Raw genomic sequence first — 18,970 nt, 5'->3', positions numbered from 1 at the left:
TTTCCAGAGCCTGTACTTTTTTCATCTCTTGGAGTATTTGACATGACCGGAAAGAACCAATGGGTTGTACCCATCAATGGCGGTGATCAGTGGGGTGTTCGCGGAGAAGGTAACGAACGCATCACATCGATCCATGATACGCAACGAGAGGCGATTGACCGCGCAAGGGGCATCGCCGTCAACCAACAGAGTGAGTTGCTCATCCAGGGACGAGACGGGCAGATCCGTGAGCGCAACAGCTACGGCGATGATCCGTTTCCGCCCAAGGGGTGACTCTGGGGTTGGCCTCGCCACCTTGCTGTTTGATGCACGACAATTCTGCTCGTGCAAACACGCAAGCAAACCACTCCCGATGGCACGCGCATAAGTGTTTGACGAACAACGCAGACTGCGCGTGCCACCGCGAAAGAGTTGGTGGAGATTTTGAGAGAACAGAGGGCAGAAGAGAGTCAAACCGGCTGCCCTGCGGCCCAGACCGTGCACACCCCCGGCACACGCAGAATAGGCGCGAACCCCGCGTGGTTTGCGGGAAGCAGAAATAGAAACGCCCAACCGAGAAGGGTTGGGCGTTAAATTCTGGTGGCCTGGGACGGAATCGAACCATCGACACGCGGATTTTCAATCCGCTGCTCTACCAACTGAGCTACCGGGCCATCAAGACAAAAATTATAGCACGGAAATCAGCGCATTGCGCCCATCAATGTCCGTTGCGTTTGCCGCGCGACAGATCGACACCCAGTTGCTTTAGCTTGCGGTAAAGGTGGGTGCGTTCCAGGCCGGTTTTTTCGGCGACCCGCGTCATGGAGCCTCCCTCTTTGGCGAGATGGAACTCGAAGTACGCCTTCTCAAAACCGTCGCGGGCCTCGCGCAGTGGCGCGTCCAGTTCGAAACTCTGCACCCCTTGTGGCCCCACCGGCAGCAGTGGCTCCACGGCAAGCACGTGCGGCGCCACCACCGCTCCCGAGGGCTCTTGTGGACCCGGCAAGGGCATGCGCATGGGCGCGGGTTTGGCCGGCGTCTTGTTCAGACCAAGCTCCACCGCCTTGAGCAATTTCTGCAAGGTGATGGGTTTTTCGAGAAAGGCCATGGCACCGATGCGCGTGGCTTCGACGGCGGTATCGATGGTGGCGTGCCCGCTCATCATGATCACCGGCATGTTGAGCAATCCGGCACTCGACCACTCCTTGAGCAGCGTGACACCGTCGGTGTCAGGCATCCAGATGTCGAGCAGGATCAGATCAGGCCGCTGTGCGTTGCGCAGGGCCCGTGCCTGTGCCGCGTTTTCGGCCAGATCCACGCTGTGCCCTTCGTCGTTCAGAATTTCGAACAACAAGTCGCGTATGCCCAACTCGTCGTCTACCACCAGTATGTTTGCCATGGCCGCGCGCGGATGTCCTCGCTGATGTTGTCAATTTGCAACTGCGAATGATAGCGACACTTGAGCCCCCACCAGCCGCCCCTCGCTCATGCGGTTGCTCAGGTCGATGCGGCCACCGTGTTCGTCCATGATTTTTTTCACCACCGCCAGGCCCAGGCCGGTGCCTTTGGTTTTGGTGGTGACGTAGGGCTCAAACGCGCGCTGCAGGATGTGCTCGGCGAAACCACTGCCTTCGTCGCTTACAACCAGCCGCACCCAGCGCCCCGACTCGGACCGGCGCGTGCGCAAGCACACCACGCCTGCGCTGCCCGGCGCGGTGGCATCCTGCGCGTTTTGCACCAGGTTGTGCACCACCTGCCGCACCTGCTGGGGATCGGCCATCACAGGTGGACACAGCGGGTCCAGCTCGTGCCGCACCGGCACCTCCGCCTGGTCGTACAGCGACAGGATGTCGAGCACCAAGGCGTTGAGATCCAGCGGGGTGAGTTGCGCCGCCGGCAGGCGGGCGTAGTCGCGGAATTCGTTGACCAGGCGCTTCATGGCATCGACTTGGTCGACGATGGTCTTGACCGATTTGTTGAGCAACGCCAGTTCGGGACCGCTCACCTTGTGCTCCAGCTTCATGGCCAAACGCTCGGCCGAGAGTTGTATGGGCGTGAGGGGGTTTTTGATTTCGTGCGCCAGACGCCGCGCCACCTCGCCCCAGGCCTTGGAGCGCTGGGCAGAAATCATGTCGGAGACGTCGTCAAACACCAGCAGGCGTTCGTTGTGGGGCAGGATGGCGCCGCGCGCAATCAGGGTGAGGTGGCTGCGCAGGTCTTCGGTCATAGAGGCCTGCGCGCCATCCACGGCCAACTCGAACGATTGTTGCCAGTGCCCGCCTTCGTGGGCGGTCTGTTCCGAGAGAAAACGATCGAACTGGGCCATCACCCCTTGCCCGAACACCTCCAGCCCGGGCACGGTGGCCAGCGCCTGGCCCAGGTGCAGCGACAGGCTGCGGTGCAGGATGCGCGCCGCGCCTGGGTTGACGCTGAGGATGGCGCCCTGTTCGTCCAACACCACCACACCGGCGGTCAGGTTGTCCAGAATGGTCTGCAGGTTGGCGCGCGCGGCGTCCACCTGCTCCAGGCCGCGCTGCACCTCGGCGCGGGCGTCGGCCAGGTCCTGTGTCATGTGGGCAAACGTGCGGGTGAGCCCGGCCAGTTCGTCACGTGCCGTCAACGCCGCTTTGGGGCGCAAGTCGCCTTTGGCCACTTCGCGCATGCCTTCGGCCAACACGAGCAGCGGGCGCACCAGCTGGTTGCCCAGCAGCACGGCCAGCAGCACCGCACCAAACACGGCCAGAAACAGGGCCAGCGTCAAGGTACCGATGTACATGCGGCGCAGGCCCTGCCGCGCCAGTGCGCGTTCCTGGTATTCGCGGTGTGCGGCTTGCACCGCCAGGGCATCGGCCACCAGCAAGGGCGACAGTGGCACCACCACCTCCAGATACCGCAACTCGCTGGACAGCCCCAAAGAGGACACGTTCACCACGGCCAGCGCGCGGATGCGGGCCACCTCCGATGGCGGCGCCGGCGTCGAAGGGATGTCACCTGCCACCACGCCGTTGCCGCCCTCCTCCAGCCCTTCGACCGACGCCAGGGCACGTTGGGCGCGCACATTGCGCAACAAGGCCGCCGGCGGGCGTTCGGGCTTGAGGGCAAAACGCGAATCGCCGGCGGCGGCGATGGCCTGCCCACCGGCACTCCACAGGATCACGTCCTTCACACCCAACTGCTCACGGATGCGCTCCAGGGCCAGACCCGCGCCGGCATTGCTCACGTCAGAAAGCGCGTTGGCGGCCACCCGTGTTTTGGTGGCCAGGTCATCGCTGAGGACATCCAGCGTGTTGCGTCCCAGGTTGAGCCCCGCGGTGAGCGCGGACTCCACCCGCACGTCGAACCAGCTTTCAATGGAGCGCGAGACAAACTGGTACGACACCGTGTAGATCAGCAGGCCTGGAAGGAAGCCCACCAGGCCAAAAATCAGGGCCAGCTTGACCAGCAACTGGCTGCCAAATTTTTTGCGGCGCATGCGCAGTGTCAGGCGAACCACCACCCAGCCAATCACCGCCAGCAACACCCCCGCCACAGCGATGTTGATGCCCACCAGCCAGCCGAAATAGGTTTCGTACAACACGCGGTTGTTGGTGGCCACCGTCAGCAAAAACAGCAGCACCATCACCACACCTGCCACAAACACCAGGCCCGTGCCCAGCGCCCAACGCAGCGGCGCCGACTGGCGCCAGGGGGTGCGCGGTGCGGGTGGGGTGGTCGTGGCCATGTGGTTCAACGGGCGGGCTCTGCCACCGATTCCGAGGCCGCCGGGGCCGGCGCGTCGCCCGATTCGGCGCTGGCCGAGGTGCGCAACTGGCGCGTGATGTCGATGTTCCAGTCGGGTTGGTTGGCCATGCCGATCTGGAACGGCCGAGGCAACAGCGAAAGGTCCAGGCGAAAACGGAAGGCCACGCTGTAGCGTTCACCGTCGTCGAGCCGGCTGTCGTCGGCCACTCTCCAGCGCGCCAGGCGGCCCAGGGCGGCCACCGCTTCCGACAGGGTTTCAAAGTTCTGGTGCAGTGCGTATTGCTGGCTGTTGGCGCCGCCCGGCCCGGGCGCTGCGCTCAAACGCCAGCGGCGTGTCAGCGGCTGGTAGGCCAGGCGCAGGGTGCGCGTGGCGGTCGCGATCCGCTTGTCCGTCCAGTACCAGCGGGGCTCATACACGTCAGCCTGGTAGACAAAATAGACCGGCACGGCCTTGAACAAGGCGTCTTCCACCGCCGGCCCCAGTTCCAGCGGCAAACGCGCGGTGATGAACAGGCCGTCGGTGCTGCGCTGCACAGCCACGGCGGCGTCAGTCGCCGGCTGCTGGGCCTGGCTGGGGGTGCCCCACCACAGGCCAACCCACAGCAACACCCCCCAGACCACCAGGCGGTCAAGTCGTTGCCTTCTCCAGGCAGGCATAAAAAAAGCCGTCGTGCTCACCCGGATCATTGTCGTTGAACTGCCCACCTGCCTCCGGCAGACCGGGCAACAAATGCCCCGGTGCCACACCGGCACGCGCACCACTGTGGCGTTCAAGAAACGCTTTCACCTGGTCGCTGCCCTCGGCGCGAAAGACCGAACACGTCGCATACACCAGCCGCCCACCAGGTCGCAGCAAAGGCCACAAGGCGTCGAGCAACACGCGCTGCTGGTGGGCCAGCTGGGCCACGTCCGCTTCGCGCCGCAGCCAGCGCACGTCGGGGTGGCGCCTGACGATGCCCGACGCTGTGCAGGGCGCATCGAGCAAGATGGCGTCAAACGGCTTGCCGTCCCACCAGTCGGCAGGGCGCGCGGCATCGGCCGCACGCACCTGCGCCGCCAGGCGCAAGCGGCGCAGGTTGTCGTGGATGCGCTCGCAGCGCTGCGCGTCTTTGTCCAGCGCCAGCACGTCCACGTCGGCGTGCTCCAAGAGGTGGGCGGTTTTGCCGCCGGGGGCAGCGCAAGCGTCCAGCACCCGCAGGCGTTGCTGGCTGTCGTGCCCTGCCAGCAGCAGCGGCGCGGCCTGTTGCGCCGCCAGGTCTTGCACCGACACGTCACCGTCTGAAAAACCGGGCAAACGTTCAACCGGCACACCGTGGTCCAGCAGCACGCCATACCCGTCGCCCGCCGCGCGCGCCGGCAACCCGGCGGCGGTGAGGCGCTGCAAATAGGCCTCCCGGCTGCCGTGGCGGCGGTTCACCCGCAAAGCCATCGCCCCCGGGCGGTTACTGGCCGCCAGAACGGCCTCCCATTGCTGGGGGTGGTCTTGCTGCACACGGCGCACCCACCACGCGGGGTGGTTCCAACGCGCCTCAGGGTGGCGGCCAGCTTGCACCAGCAAGGCCGCCGCCTCGCGTTGGAAACGCCGCAAGCAGGCGTTCACAAACCCGGCCTGCGCCTGGGTATCGTGCGCGGTTTTCGCCGCCTGCACGGCTTGGCTCACCAGCGTGTGCGCGCTGTAGTGGGGGGCGCCTTCGTCGGCGCTGAGTTCAGGCATGAGGGCCAACGCCAGCTGCAACAAGGCCCGCACCGGGGGTGATGGCGCGCGGTTGGCCAACAGCTTGACCAGGGCGGCGGTCATGCCGGCCTGACGCAGGGCGTGGAACACCAGGGCCTGTACACCCGGGCGCTGCGCGCTCGGCACCTGCGGCAAAACATCAGAAAGTGAGCGCCCGCTCTGCACTGCAAGCAGACATTGCGACGCTGGTACCAGTTGTTGCGAAAGCGCGGGCGCCTGCGCACGCTGGGTCATGGGTACAAGTTGGATCATGGCAGCGCCACCAGGGGCTCCAGCGGGAAGAAGCCGAACACGCGCGCCAACACCACCGTGGGGAACTGCGCAGTGGCGTCGTTGAATGCCTGCACGTGGTCGTTGTAGGCCAGACGCGCAAAGCCGATGCGGTGGCGGGTGTCGAGCAAGGCCTCGCCGATTTCCCGCACCGCCGCATCGTGCTGCAGGTCCGCATGGTGCTCCACCAGGGCCAACACGCGCTGCAGGCTGGCGGCCAACATTTGCTCCGCCCCGGCCAGGGCACCTAGCGGGCCGGCCAGCAAGGGGGTGGCGCGAGCGCGCTCTGCCGCTTCACGGGCTTGGGTGCCGGCGGCCGTCAAGGCATCCAGCGCACCGCTCTCCTGAGACAAGGGCCCTGCCACCAAAGTCATCAACCGCACGATCAGATCGTGGCGGCGGCGCAGTTGTTCATCGAGCTGGGCGAACGCCGCGCCAATGGCGTTTTTCAGCCGCACCAGGCGGTTGTAGGCGCCCACAACCCAGAACACGAGGATGGCACTGGTCGCGATCAATACCCATAAGCCGGAAGTCATGAACGGCATTCCTTGTCAACACACGGTGAAACAGGCAGAAAAACGCCCCGGGCCGAACCCGGGCCGGGGCGCTTTTCGGGCCAAAGGCGCGAGGCGACTTATTCGCCAGCAGCGCCTTCGGCAGCAGCGGCCGCGTCGGCCTGGTCAGAGGCCAGCTGCATCGCATCGGCTTCGGCGATGGCGCGACGCTCTTCGTCGTCCATCTTCTCGCGGGCCTTGCGGGCATCGTGGTAAGCCATGCCGGTACCGGCCGGGATCAGGCGGCCCACGATCACGTTTTCCTTCAGGCCACGCAGCGGATCGCGCTTGCCCATGATGGCGGCTTCGGTCAGCACACGCGTGGTTTCCTGGAAGGACGCGGCGGAGATGAACGAGTCGGTGGACAGCGAGGCCTTGGTGATGCCCAGCAGCACGTTGCTGTAGGTGGCGGGGATCTTGCCCTCGGCCAGCAGCGCGTCGTTGGTGTTGAGGATCTCGCTGCGCTCGACCTGTTCACCCGCGATGTAGCTGGACTCGCCCACGCTGTCGACGACCACACGGCGCAGCATCTGGCGAACAATCACTTCGATGTGCTTGTCGTTGATCTTCACGCCCTGCAGGCGGTAGACGTCCTGCACTTCGTCGACGATGTAGCGGGCCAGCTCTTCCATGCCCAGCAGGCGCAGGATGTCTTGTGGATCGGCCGGGCCGTCCACCACGCTTTCGCCCTTGTTGACCACCTGGCCTTCGTGCACCAGGATGTTCTTTTCCTTGGGCACCAGGTCTTCCCAGACCTTGCCGTCCGGATCGGTGATCTGCAGGCGGATCTTGCCTTTGGTCTCCTTGCCGAAGGACACGGTGCCGGTGAGTTCGGCCAGCACACCCTTGTCTTTGGGGCTGCGTGCTTCGAACAGCTCGGCCACACGCGGCAGACCGCCGGTGATGTCTCGCGTCTTCTGGCCTTCGACCGGGATACGCGCCAGCACCTCGCCGGGGCCCACGTCCTGACCGTCACGCACCTGGATCAGCGCGCCGACCTGGAAGCCGATGGTCACCGAGTGGTCGGTGCCAGGGATCTTCACCTCGTTGCCTTGGGCATCGATCAGCTTGACCTGCGGACGCACGACCTTGGCCGCACCACGGCGCTTGGGATCGATCACCACCAGCGTGCTCAGGCCGGTGACATCGTCCACCTGCTTGGCCACGGTCAGGCCCTCTTCCACGTTCTCGAACTTCACCTGACCGGCGAATTCCGTGATGATGGGGCGGGTCAGCGGGTCCCAGTTGGCCAGGATGGTGCCGGCCTTGATGGTCTGGTCGGCCTTGATCGACAGGATGGCGCCGTAAGGCACCTTGTGGCGCTCACGCTCACGGCCGTGTTCGTCGTGGATGACGATTTCGCCGGAACGCGAAATCACCACCAGTTCGCCCTTGGTGTTGGTCACGTAGCGCATCGTGGCGTTGAAGCCGATGATGCCGCTGGACTTGGCTTCCACGCTGGAGGCGATGGCCGCACGCGAGGCCGCACCACCGATGTGGAAGGTGCGCATGGTCAGCTGGGTGCCGGGTTCGCCGATGGACTGCGCAGCGATCACACCCACCGCTTCGCCCATGTTCACCAGGCCACCACGGCCGAGGTCGCGACCGTAGCACTTGGCGCAGATGCCAAAACGGGTTTCGCAGGTCAGCGCGGTGCGGACCTTGACCTCGTCCACACCAGCGGCTTCCAGCATGTCGAGGATGTCCTCGTCCAGCATTTCGCCGGCGGGCAGCAGCGTGGCGCGGGTTTCGGGGTGGATCACCTCTTCGGCGGTCACACGGCCCAGCACGCGGTCGCGCAGCGATTCGATGACTTCACCACCTTCGACGATGGCGCGCATCAGCGTGCCATTGGAGGTGCCGCAGTCGTTCTGGTTGACCACCAGATCCTGTGTCACGTCCACCAGACGGCGCGTCAGGTAGCCCGAGTTCGCGGTCTTCAACGCCGTGTCGGCCAGACCCTTGCGGGCGCCGTGGGTGGAGATGAAGTACTGCAACACGTTCAGACCTTCACGGAAGTTCGCCGTGATGGGGGTCTCGATGATGGAGCCGTCAGGCTTGGCCATCAGGCCGCGCATGCCGGCCAGCTGGCGAATCTGGGCGGCAGAACCCCGCGCGCCCGAGTCGGCCATCATGTAGATGGAGTTGAACGACTCCTGATCGACTTCCTTGCCGGAGCGGTCGATGGTCTTTTCCTTGGCCAGCTGGGCCATCATGACCTTGGAGACTTCGTCACCGGCCTTGCCCCAGATGTCCACCACCTTGTTGTAGCGCTCGCCAGCGGTCACCAGACCCGACGAGTACTGCTGGGCGATTTCCTTCACCTCGTTCTCGGCGCGCTCGATGATGCCGTGTTTCTCCTTGGGCACGAGCATGTCGTCCACGCAGATGGAGATGCCGGCCTTGGTGGCCAGGCGGAAGCCGTTTTGCAGCAGCTTGTCGGCGAACACCACGGTTTCCTTCAAGCCACATTTGCGGAAGGAGGTGTTGATCAGGCGCGAGATTTCCTTCTTCTTCAGCGCCTTGTTCAGGTTGCTGAAGGCCAGGCCCTTGGGCAGGATTTCAGACAACAGGGCGCGACCGACGGTGGTGTCCACCATCTTGGTTTCGGCCACAAATTCACCGCTGTCCTTGTCCTTGACCCACTCGGTCAGGCGCACGCTGATCTTGGCGGTCAGTTCCACCACACCGGCTTCCAGCGCGCGCAGCACCTCGGCCAGGTCGGAGAAGACCATGCCTTCGCCCTTGCCGTTGATGCGCTCGCGGGTGGTGTAGTACAAGCCCAGCACCACGTCTTGCGACGGCACGATGGAGGGTTCACCCGAGGCCGGGAACAACACGTTGTTGGAGGCCAGCATCAGGGTGCGGGCTTCCATCTGCGCTTCCACCGACAGCGGCACGTGCACGGCCATCTGGTCACCGTCGAAGTCGGCGTTGAAGGCCGAGCAGACGAGCGGGTGCAGCTGGATGGCCTTGCCTTCGATCAGGATGGGTTCAAACGCCTGGATGCCCAGACGGTGCAGCGTGGGCGCACGGTTCAGCAGCACCGGGTGCTCTTTGATGACCTCTTCGAGGATGTCCCACACCACGGGGGTGCCGGCTTCCACTTCTTTCTTCGCCGCCTTGATGGTGGTGGCGATGCCCATGGCTTCCAGGCGCGAGAAGATGAAGGGCTTGAACAGCTCCAGGGCCATCAGCTTTGGCAGGCCGCACTGGTGCAGCTTGAGGGTCGGGCCCACGGTGATGACCGAACGACCGGAGTAGTCGACGCGCTTGCCCAGCAAGTTCTGACGGAAACGACCGCTCTTGCCCTTGATCATGTCGGCCAGCGACTTCAGGGCGCGCTTGTTAGCGCCCGTCATGGCCTTGCCACGGCGGCCGTTGTCCAGCAAGCTGTCCACGGCTTCCTGCAGCATGCGCTTTTCGTTGCGCGCGATGATTTCCGGGGCCTTCAGCTCCAGCAGGCGGCGCAGACGCGAGTTGCGGTTGATGACGCGGCGGTACAGGTCGTTCAGGTCGGAGGTCGCGAAGCGGCCGCCGTCCAGGGGCACCAGCGGACGCAGGTCCGGCGGCAGCACGGGCAACACGTCCAGCACCATCCACTCGGGCTTGATGCCGCTCTTCTTGAAGGCTTCCAGCACCTTGAGGCGCTTGGCGTTCTTCTTGATCTTGAGCTCGGAGCCGGTCAGGTCGTTGCGCAGCTTCTCGATCTCGATGTCGAGGTCGATGGACTCCAGCAGGTCCTTGATGCCTTCGGCGCCCATCTTGGCCTCGAACTCGTCGCCCAGCTCCTTGCGCTTGGCGTCGTAGTCGTCCTCCGACATGATGCTGAACTTCTTCAGCGCGGTCATGCCGGGGTCGGTCACCACATAGGCTTCAAAGTACAGCACGCGTTCGATGTCGCGCAGCGTCATGTCCAGCACGAGGCCCAAACGCGACGGCAGCGACTTCAGGAACCAGATGTGGGCGCAAGGCGCGGCCAGATCGATGTGGCCCATGCGCTCGCGGCGCACCTTGGTCTGCGTGACTTCAACGCCGCACTTCTCGCAGATGACACCACGGTGCTTGAGGCGCTTGTACTTGCCGCACAAGCACTCGTAGTCCTTGATGGGGCCAAAGATCTTGGCGCAGAACAGGCCATCGCGCTCGGGCTTGAAGGTGCGGTAGTTGATGGTCTCGGGCTTTTTGACTTCACCGAAGGACCAGGAACGGATTTTTTCCGGCGAGGCCAGACCGATGCGGATGGCATCGAAATGCTCGTCGGGCGTGAACTGCTTGAACAGGTCGAGCAAGGATTTCATTTGTCGGTTTCCTTTTCTTCAGTGAATCACGAACGCTCGAGTTCGATGTCGATACCCAGCGAGCGGATTTCCTTGACCAGCACGTTGAACGATTCCGGCATGCCGGCTTCGATGGCGTGTTCGCCCTTGACGATGGACTCGTACACCTTGGTGCGGCCCTGCACGTCGTCGGACTTGACGGTGAGCATTTCCTGCAGGATGTAGGAGGCGCCGTAGGCTTCCAGCGCCCAGACTTCCATTTCGCCGAAACGCTGACCACCGAACTGCGCCTTGCCGCCCAGCGGTTGCTGCGTGACCAGCGAGTACGGGCCGGTGGAACGGGCGTGCATCTTGTCGTCCACCAAGTGGTGCAGCTTCAGGTAGTGCATGTAGCCCACCGTGGTCTTGCGCTCGAAAGCGTCGCCGGTGCGGCCGTCGAACAGCTGCGCCTGCGTGCGGGTCGCGGTCAGGCCCTTGGCGTTCGCAATGTCGTCGGGGTAGGCGAGCTGGAGCATGTCCATGATCTCTTTCTCCGACGCGCCGTCGAACACGGGCGAGGCAAACGGCACACCCGTGGTCAGCTCCTGCGCCATGGCGCGGACTTCGCTGTCGCTCAGAGCAGCCAGGTCTTCCTTGCGGCCGGTGGAGTTGTAAATCTGCTCCATGAAACCACGCAGCTCGCTGGCTGCCGCTTCACGCTGCAGCATGTCGCCGATGCGCTGGCCCAGGCCCTTGCCGGCCCAGCCCAGGTGGACTTCCAGCACCTGACCGATGTTCATGCGCGAAGGCACGCCCAGCGGGTTCAGCACGATGTCGACCGGCGTGCCGTCGGCCAGGTGGGGCATGTCTTCCACCGGGGTGATCTTGGAGACCACACCCTTGTTGCCGTGGCGACCGGCCATCTTGTCGCCAGGCTGCAGGCGGCGCTTGACGGCCAGGTAAACCTTGACCATCTTGAGCACACCAGCGGGCAACTCGTCGCCCTGGGTGAGCTTCTTGCGCTTTTCTTCAAACGCCAGGTCGAAGCTGTGGCGGGTCTGCTCCATGGAGTTCTTGATGGACTCCAGCTGAGCGGCCACGTCGTCTTCGGCGGGGCGGATGTCGAACCAGTGGTACTTCTCGACTTCGGCCAGGTAGGCCTTGTCGATCTTGGTGCCCTTGGACAGCTTCTTGGGACCGCCGTTGGCGACCTTGCCCAGCAACAGCTTCTCGATGCGGTCGAACGCGTCGGCTTCCACGATGCGCAACTGGTCGTTCAGGTCCAGGCGGAAACGCTTGAGTTCGTCGTCAATGATCTGCTGTGCGCGCTTGTCGCGCTGGATGCCTTCGCGGGTGAAGACCTGCACGTCGATCACGGTGCCGCTGGAACCCTGGTCCACACGCAGCGAGGTGTCCTTCACGTCGGACGCCTTCTCGCCGAAGATGGCGCGCAGCAGTTTTTCTTCCGGCGTCAGCGTGGTCTCGCCCTTCGGCGTGACCTTGCCCACCAGCACATCGCCCGGCAGCACTTCGGCACCCACGTAAATGATGCCGGAGTCGTCCAGGCGGTTGAGTTGCTGCTCGGCCAGGTTGGGGATGTCGCGGGTGATTTCCTCGGCGCCCAGTTTGGTGTCGCGCGCCATCACCACCAGTTCCTCGATGTGGATGCTGGTGTAGCGGTCGTCGGCCACCACCTTTTCGGAGATCAGGATCGAGTCTTCGAAGTTGTAGCCGTTCCAGGGCATGAAGGCGATCAGCATGTTCTGGCCGATGGCGATTTCGCCCAGGTCGGTCGAAGCGCCGTCGGCGATCACGTCACCCTTGGCCAGCAGATCGCCCTTCTTGACGATGGGGCGCTGGTGGATGTTGGTGTTCTGGTTGGAACGCTGGTACTTGATCAGGTTGTAGATGTCCACACCCACTTCACCGGCCACGGCTTCGCCGTCGTTGACACGGATCACGATGCGGGTGGCGTCCACGTAGTCCACCACGCCACCGCGTTTGGCGGTGACGACGGTGCCCGAGTCCACAGCGGCCACGCGCTCGATGCCGGTGCCCACCATGGGCTTTTCCGGACGCAGCACGGGCACGGCCTGGCGCGACATGTTGGCGCCCATCAACGCGCGGTTGGCGTCGTCGTGCTCCAGGAAGGGCACCAGCGAGGCTGCCACCGACACGATCTGCGCGGGCGACACGTCCATGTACTGGATGGTGTCGGCAGGGGTCAGGATGGATTCACCCTTTTCACGTGCCGAGATCAGGTCACCGGTCAGGCGGCCGTCGGCGTCCAGCGCGGCGTTGGCCTGGGCGATGACGTACTTGCCTTCTTCGATGGCCGACAGGTAGTCGATCTGGTTGGTCACCTTGCCGTCCACCACGCGGCGGTACGGGGTTTCGATGAAGCCGTATTCGTTCAGGCGGGCGTACAGCGCCAGCGAGTTGATCAGACCGATGTTCGGACCTTCAGGCGTTTCGATCGGACACACACGGCCGTAGTGGGTGACGTGCACGTCGCGCACTTCGAAGCCAGCACGTTCGCGGGTCAGACCGCCCGGGCCCAGGGCCGACACGCGGCGCTTGTGGGTGATCTCGGCCAGCGGGTTGGTCTGGTCCATGAACTGCGACAGCTGCGACGCACCGAAGAACTCCTTCAGCGCAGCCGAAATCGGCTTGCTGTTGATGAGGTCGTGGGGCATCAGCGGCTCTTGTTCGGCTTGGCCCAGGCGTTCCTTCACAGCCTTCTCGATACGAGCCAGGCCGGTGCGGTACTGGTTTTCGGCCAGTTCGCCCACGCAGCGCACGCGGCGGTTGCCCAGGTGATCGATGTCGTCCACTTCGCCACGGCCGTTGCGCAAGTCAACCAGGATCTTGACCACGGCCAGGATGTCCTCGTTGGACAGCACCATGGGGCCGGTGGATTCGTCGCGGCCCACGCGGGCGTTGAACTTCATGCGGCCCACGCGCGACAGGTCGTAGGTGTCCGGGTTGTAGAACAGGCGGTGGAACAAGGCCTGCACGGCGTCTTCGGTCGGCGGCTCGCCGGGGCGCATCATGCGGTAGATGGCCACGCGGGCGGCAAATTCGTCCACCGTTTCATCGATGCGCAGGGTCTGGCTGATGTAGGCGCCCTGGTCGAGTTCGTTGGTGTAGATGCAAGGCAAGTCTTGCACACCCGAGGTGCGCAGCTTCTTCAGCAGCGCTTCGGTCAGTTCTTCGTTGGCCTTGGCGATGATTTCGCCGGTGTCGGCGTCAACGATGTTCTTGGCAACCACACGGCCCAGCAGGAAGTCTTCCGGCACGCTGATGTGCGTGGTGGCAGACTGCTCCAGCTCACGGGTGTGGCGCGCGGTGATGCGCTTGTCCTTGGCCACCACCACGTTGCCCGATTTGTCGGTGATGTCGAAACGCGCGACTTCGCCACGCAGGCGCTCGGCCACAAACTCCATCTGCGCGCCACTGTCCATCAGGCGGAAGTGGTCGTTGACGAAGAAGTTGGCCAGGATGGATTCCGGGTTCAGGCCAATGGCCTTGAGCAGGATGGTGACCGGCATCTTGCGGCGACGGTCCACACGGAAGAACAGCACGTCCTTCGGATCGAATTCGAAATCGAGCCACGAGCCGCGGTAGGGAATGATGCGAGCCGAGAACAACAGCTTGCCCGAGCTGTGGGTCTTGCCCTTGTCGTGTTCGAAGAACACGCCCGGCGAACGGTGCAGCTGAGACACGATCACGCGCTCGGTGCCGTTGATGATGAACGAGCCCTTGTCGGTCATCAGGGGCACTTCGCCCATGTAGACCTCCTGCTCCTTCACTTCCTTGACCACCTTGGACTGCGCGGTCGAGGACTCACGGTCATAGATGATCAGCTGGACGCGAGCACGGACGGCCGAGGCGAAAGTCAGACCACGCGTCTGGCATTCGCGCACGTCAAACGCCGGCTTGGCCAGGTTGTACTCGACGAACTTCATCTCCACAAAACCGTTGTGGGAGACGATGGGGAAGGCGGCTTCGAACGCGGCCTGCAGGCCTTCTGGCGAGCGTTTCTTGGGCAGCTGGTCGGCTTGCAGGAAGGCGGTGTAGGCGTCCTTCTGCATTTGCAGCAGGTAAGGAATCTCGAGCACGTTTTCGCGGCTGCCAAAGCTTTTGCGAATGCGCTTGCGTTCGGTGTAGGAATAGTTCGTCTGTGCGGATGCCATGAGATCTCCGGGCTTGAGGTCTGCGGCGACTGTCTTGCCAGCGCTGTGGCATTGCTTGGTGGCTGGCCTCTACCAACCATTGGCGGACGGTGGCGCATTGCACGCCACCCGAACCAAGTCGTCTTCTGCAGTCGGGGTCAGAAGACACTCAGGAAACGGCGCATGGGGGCCGGCTCTTGAATGTGCTCTGAAAGCACCAAAGGCTGGAGGCCCTTATCGGACACTCCAGCCTCGGAACAGAACCGAATTACTTCAGTTCGGCCTTGGCGCCGGCTTCCACCAGCTTCTTCACAGCGGCTTCGGCATCGGCCTTGGCAACGCCTTCTTTCACGTTCTTCGGTGCGCCGTCGACCAGGTCCTTGGCTTCCTTCAGACCCAGACCGGTGATTTCGCGCACGGCCTTGATGACGGACACCTTGTTGGCGCCAGCTTCGGTCAGCACAACGTTGAACTCGGTCTTCTCTTCAGCGGCCGGGGCAGCAGCGCCACCGCCAGCAGCGGGAGCGGCCATGGCGGCAGCGCTCACACCAAACTTCTCTTCGATGGCTTTCACCAGGTCGTTGAGTTCCATGACCGACATGCTGTCCAGGGCGGTCAGAAATGCGTCTTTATCGAATGCCATTTTGATTTCCTAACAATTGGTTAACAGGGGCTGCGCACTCAGGCGGCAGCAGCTTCCTCGGCTGCCGGAGCGGCAGCGCCTTCGCCTTTTTTCGCCGCCAGGGCACCCAGCACCACAGCGGTGCGGGAGATGGGCGACATAAGCAAGCCACACAACTGGGCCAGCAGCACTTCCTTGGACGGGATGCTTGCCAGTTGCTTCACGCCGTTGGCGTCCAGGGCCTTGCCCGCATACACGCCGCCTCGGATGACCAACTTGTCGTTGGTCTTGGCGAACTCGGCCACCACCTTGGCGGCGGCCACTGCGTCTTCGGAAAAGCCATAGATCAGCGGACCGGTCATCTGGTCTGCTGCCACTTCAAAACCGCTGCCAGCCACAGCACGGCGTGCCAGGGTGTTCTTCAGAACACTCAGGGAAACACCGTTGCTGCGTGCGTTGACGCGCAGTTTGTCCATGGCCGCGACCGTGATACCACGGTACTCCGCCATCACGAGCGTTTGAGCTTTAGCTGCGAGGCCGGTCACTTCGGAAATGACCGCTTCTTTCTCACTGCGATTCAGACTCAAGGTCTACTCCTTCAAAATGCACCTCAGGGCGTGCCCCTTGGTGCGCGGGATTGCAGCGACCAACTGTGTCAGGAAAATTCCATCTGCAGCGGGATCGCCATCTGCGCTGGCGTTGCGTTCATTAAGCGGTTCGGGGTTTGCACCCTTGGCCGCGCCAGCGGTCTTGGATGGCCCCACCCACACTTTCGTGCAAGCGGGCCCACCACATTCAGGTGACCAGCCCAAAGACCGGCCACCCAAAAATCTCACACGATCAAGCCGAGATGGATTGCATGTCGACGCGAACGCCCACACCCATGGTCGACGACACCGCCACTTTGCGCAGGTACACACCTTTGCTGGTGGCCGGCTTGGCCTTGTTCAGGGCATCGATCAGCGCCACCAGGTTGCCCTGGAGCTTGTCGGAATCAAACGAGCGGCGACCGATGGTGCCGTGGATGATGCCGGCCTTGTCGACACGGAACTGCACCTGACCGGCCTTGGCGTTTTTCACAGCCGTGGCAACGTCGGGGGTGACCGTACCCACCTTGGGGTTAGGCATCAGGCCACGGGGACCCAGGATCTGACCCAGGGTACCCACCACGCGCATCGCGTCGGGCGAGGCGATGACCACATCGAAGTTGATGTTGCCGGCCTTGACTTCAGCCGCCAGGTCGTCCATACCCACCACGTCGGCACCGGCGGCCTTGGCCTCTTCGGCCTTGGCACCTTGTGCGAACACAGCGACGCGCTTGGTTTTGCCGGTGCCGTTGGGCAACACGACGGCGCCACGCACCACCTGGTCGGATTTCTTGGCATCGATGCCCAGCTGCACCGCCACGTCGATGGACTCATCGAACTTGGCGTTGGCACATTCCTTGATCAGCGCCAGCGCGTCCGTCAGGGCATACAGCTTGGTGCTGTCAACCTTGCCTGCAAAGGCTTTTTGTTTCTTGGTCAGCTTGGCCATGTCACACGCCCTCCACAATCACGCCCATCGAGCGGGCCGAACCGGCGATGGTGCGCACAGCGGCGTCCAGGTCGGCAGCGGTCATGTCCTTCATCTTGGTCTTGGCGATCTCTTCGAGCTGTGCGCGCGTGATCTTGCCGACCTTTTGCTTGTTGGCCACAGGCGAGCCCTTGTCGAGCTTGATGGCTTTCTTGATCAAGGTGGTCGCCGGAGGCGTCTTGATGATGAAGGTGAAGCTCTTGTCGGCAAAAGCGGTGATCACCACGGGCAGCGGCAGGCCGGGCTCGACACCTTGGGTCTGGGCGTTGAACGCCTTGCAGAATTCCATGATGTTGAGGCCGCGCTGACCCAGCGCCGGACCGATCGGGGGAGAGGGGTTGGCCTTACCAGCTGGCACTTGCAGCTTGATGAAGCCGACGATTTTTTTCGCCATGTTTTAGCTCCTGCGAGTGCAAACGACCGCCCCTTTTCAGGTGGACAGTCTCCTCGCGGTTGGGGACCCGGTTGATGAAAGGAGGCGTTTGCGTCGGGCCTGTCCCGCAAACACCACGTTCAGGCTCAGGTCTTTTCGACCTGGGCAAATTCCAGCTCGACCGGCGTGGCGCGACCAAAGATGGTCACCGACACCCGCAGCTTGTTCTTTTCGTAGTTGACTTCTTCGACGGTGCCATTGAAGTCGGCAAACGGGCCCTCCTTCACGCGGATGTACTCACCCACCATGAATTCGACCTTGTGGCGAGGCTTGTCCGAGCCTTCCTGCATCTGGTTGACGATCTTCTGAACGTCTTCCTCGGAAATGGGCACGGGGCGGTTTTTGGCCCCACCCACAAAACCCGTCACCTTGTTGGTGTGCTTCACCAGGTGCCAGGTGTCGTCATCCATCACCATTTCCACCAGCACATAGCCAGGGAAAAACTTGCGTTCGGTGGTGCGCTTCTGGCCATTCTTGACCTCCACCACCTCTTCGGTCGGCACCAGGATGCGACCGAACTTTGCCTGCATGCCGGCACGGTTGATGCGTTCGACGATGTTGCGCTCGGCTGCTTTTTCCATGCCCGAATAGGCATGCACCACATACCAGCGCATGCCTGCAGCCGCATTGGCCGCAGCCACCTCGGCATCGGCCGCCAAAATACCCTGCTCAGTGGTCATTGTTATCTCCAGCCCAGAACGAGGTCATACAACACCCATTCCAGGGTCTTGTCGGCGAACCACAGGAACAAGGACATCACAAACACAAACGCAAAAACGTAGGCCGTCATCTGCATGGCCTCTTTGCGCGCCGGCCACACCACTTTTTTGACTTCCCGCACAGAGTCGCGCCCATAAGCGATCAACTCTTTGCCAGCCTCCGAAGTGAAGAACACCCCCACCGCCGCAGCCAAGGCCACCAACAAGGCCAGCCAACGCACGTAGGAAGCCTGCTGCGCCAACAAGTAGAAGGCCACAAAGCCACCCAGCAGCAGCAGCACAGCCGCTGCCAGCTTGGCTTTGTCAGCGCCCGTGCTGACAGTTTCGATTTGCGAAGTGGCCATCTGAACCTGTAACCTAAAAAATGAAACGCACACCAAACAAAACGCTTGAGGCACGCAAGCCCACCTGAAGCCTGAGGCTTCGGCGGGCTTGAAAACCACCACAAAGAGGGAAGACCTTCAGATCTTCGCCACTTGGTCAGTGGCAGGGGCAGTAGGAATCGAACCTACAACCTTCGGTTTTGGAGACCGACGCTCTGCCAATTGAGCTATACCCCTACAGATCGAAATCAAGCAATGATCTTGGCCACCACGCCGGCGCCCACGGTGCGGCCGCCTTCGCGGATGGCGAAGCGCAGACCCTCTTCCATGGCGATCGGGGCGATCAGCTTGACGGTGATCGACACGTTGTCGCCAGGCATCACCATTTCCTTGCCTTCGGGCAGCTCGATGGAGCCGGTCACGTCGGTGGTGCGGAAATAGAACTGCGGACGGTAGTTGTTGAAGAACGGGGTGTGACGGCCACCTTCGTCCTTGGACAGCACATACACCTCACCGGTGAAGTGGGTGTGCGGCTTGATGGAGCCGGGCTTGCACAGCACTTGGCCGCGCTGCACGTCTTCGCGT

At 63.0% G+C, this 18,970-nt stretch carries 15 protein-coding genes and 2 tRNA genes; 1 reads left to right on the top strand and 16 read right to left on the bottom strand.

Going from position 1 to position 18,970, the window contains the following annotated elements; genetic code table 11:
* Positions 1 to 42: 42 nt before the first annotated feature.
* Complete coding sequence (locus tag ACFQU0_RS08305) at positions 43 to 273, top strand: DUF2188 domain-containing protein (RefSeq protein WP_382199705.1); 231 nt, start codon at positions 43 to 45, stop codon at positions 271 to 273.
* Positions 274 to 577: 304 nt separating this feature from the next.
* On the opposite strand, the gene ACFQU0_RS08300 is transcribed toward ACFQU0_RS08305, so the two are convergent.
* The 16 genes from ACFQU0_RS08300 to ACFQU0_RS08225 form a co-directional block, all read right to left on the bottom strand.
* A tRNA-Phe gene (locus ACFQU0_RS08300) sits at positions 578 to 653 on the bottom strand.
* 44 nt (positions 654 to 697) lie between these two features.
* Positions 698 to 1,378, bottom strand: coding sequence for a response regulator (locus tag ACFQU0_RS08295; protein WP_382199704.1), 681 nt, complete (start codon positions 1,376 to 1,378; stop codon positions 698 to 700).
* A 30-nt stretch (positions 1,379 to 1,408) separates the two neighbouring features.
* The gene (locus ACFQU0_RS08290; RefSeq protein WP_382199703.1) at positions 1,409 to 3,700 is read right to left on the bottom strand and encodes a sensor histidine kinase; all 2,292 of its coding nucleotides are present in this window, start codon (positions 3,698 to 3,700) and stop codon (positions 1,409 to 1,411) included.
* Between the two features lie 5 nt (positions 3,701 to 3,705).
* Complete coding sequence (locus ACFQU0_RS08285; protein ID WP_382199702.1) at positions 3,706 to 4,377, bottom strand: DUF4390 domain-containing protein; 672 nt, start codon at positions 4,375 to 4,377, stop codon at positions 3,706 to 3,708.
* Complete coding sequence (gene rsmB / locus ACFQU0_RS08280) at positions 4,349 to 5,707, bottom strand: 16S rRNA (cytosine(967)-C(5))-methyltransferase RsmB (protein WP_382199701.1); 1,359 nt, start codon at positions 5,705 to 5,707, stop codon at positions 4,349 to 4,351. Before rsmB ends, ACFQU0_RS08285 begins: the two co-directional genes overlap by 29 nt.
* Entirely contained in the window at positions 5,704 to 6,261 is a 558-nt protein-coding gene (locus ACFQU0_RS08275; RefSeq protein ID WP_382199700.1) for a LemA family protein, read from the bottom strand. The genes rsmB and ACFQU0_RS08275 overlap by 4 nt, the downstream gene beginning before the upstream one ends.
* Before the next feature lie 98 nt (positions 6,262 to 6,359).
* Positions 6,360 to 10,580, bottom strand: coding sequence for a DNA-directed RNA polymerase subunit beta' (gene rpoC / locus ACFQU0_RS08270; RefSeq protein WP_382199699.1), 4,221 nt, complete (start codon positions 10,578 to 10,580; stop codon positions 6,360 to 6,362).
* Positions 10,581 to 10,606: 26 nt separating this feature from the next.
* Positions 10,607 to 14,734 (bottom strand): DNA-directed RNA polymerase subunit beta, encoded by a 4,128-nt coding sequence (gene rpoB, locus ACFQU0_RS08265; RefSeq protein WP_382199698.1) that lies wholly within the window; start codon positions 14,732 to 14,734, stop codon positions 10,607 to 10,609.
* A 247-nt stretch (positions 14,735 to 14,981) separates the two neighbouring features.
* The gene (gene rplL / locus ACFQU0_RS08260) at positions 14,982 to 15,356 is read right to left on the bottom strand and encodes a 50S ribosomal protein L7/L12 (RefSeq protein ID WP_382199697.1); all 375 of its coding nucleotides are present in this window, start codon (positions 15,354 to 15,356) and stop codon (positions 14,982 to 14,984) included.
* A 38-nt stretch (positions 15,357 to 15,394) separates the two neighbouring features.
* Entirely contained in the window at positions 15,395 to 15,922 is a 528-nt protein-coding gene (gene rplJ / locus ACFQU0_RS08255; RefSeq protein WP_382199696.1) for a 50S ribosomal protein L10, read from the bottom strand.
* A gap of 253 nt (positions 15,923 to 16,175) precedes the next feature.
* On the bottom strand, positions 16,176 to 16,871 hold the full coding sequence (gene rplA / locus ACFQU0_RS08250; protein WP_382199695.1) for a 50S ribosomal protein L1: 696 nt from the start codon (positions 16,869 to 16,871) through the stop codon (positions 16,176 to 16,178).
* 1 nt (position 16,872) lies between these two features.
* On the bottom strand, positions 16,873 to 17,304 hold the full coding sequence (gene rplK / locus ACFQU0_RS08245; protein WP_086121537.1) for a 50S ribosomal protein L11: 432 nt from the start codon (positions 17,302 to 17,304) through the stop codon (positions 16,873 to 16,875).
* Positions 17,305 to 17,429: 125 nt separating this feature from the next.
* Positions 17,430 to 17,957, bottom strand: a complete 528-nt coding sequence (gene nusG, locus ACFQU0_RS08240) for a transcription termination/antitermination protein NusG (RefSeq protein WP_382199983.1) — start codon at positions 17,955 to 17,957, stop codon at positions 17,430 to 17,432.
* 68 nt (positions 17,958 to 18,025) lie between these two features.
* A complete protein-coding gene (gene secE / locus ACFQU0_RS08235; protein WP_382199694.1) occupies positions 18,026 to 18,406 on the bottom strand; it encodes a preprotein translocase subunit SecE in 381 nt (126 codons plus the stop codon).
* Between the two features lie 140 nt (positions 18,407 to 18,546).
* Positions 18,547 to 18,622, bottom strand: a tRNA-Trp gene (locus ACFQU0_RS08230).
* An 11-nt stretch (positions 18,623 to 18,633) separates the two neighbouring features.
* Positions 18,634 to 18,970: EF-Tu C-terminal domain-related protein (locus ACFQU0_RS08225; protein WP_465262189.1), on the bottom strand; the 337-nt coding region annotated here is incomplete at its 5' end.

The sequence above is a fragment of the Hydrogenophaga defluvii genome (assembly GCF_042665235.1).
GTDB lineage: Bacteria > Pseudomonadota > Gammaproteobacteria > Burkholderiales > Burkholderiaceae_C > Hydrogenophaga > Hydrogenophaga defluvii_A.
This window is presented reverse-complemented; position numbering and strand designations above follow the sequence as displayed.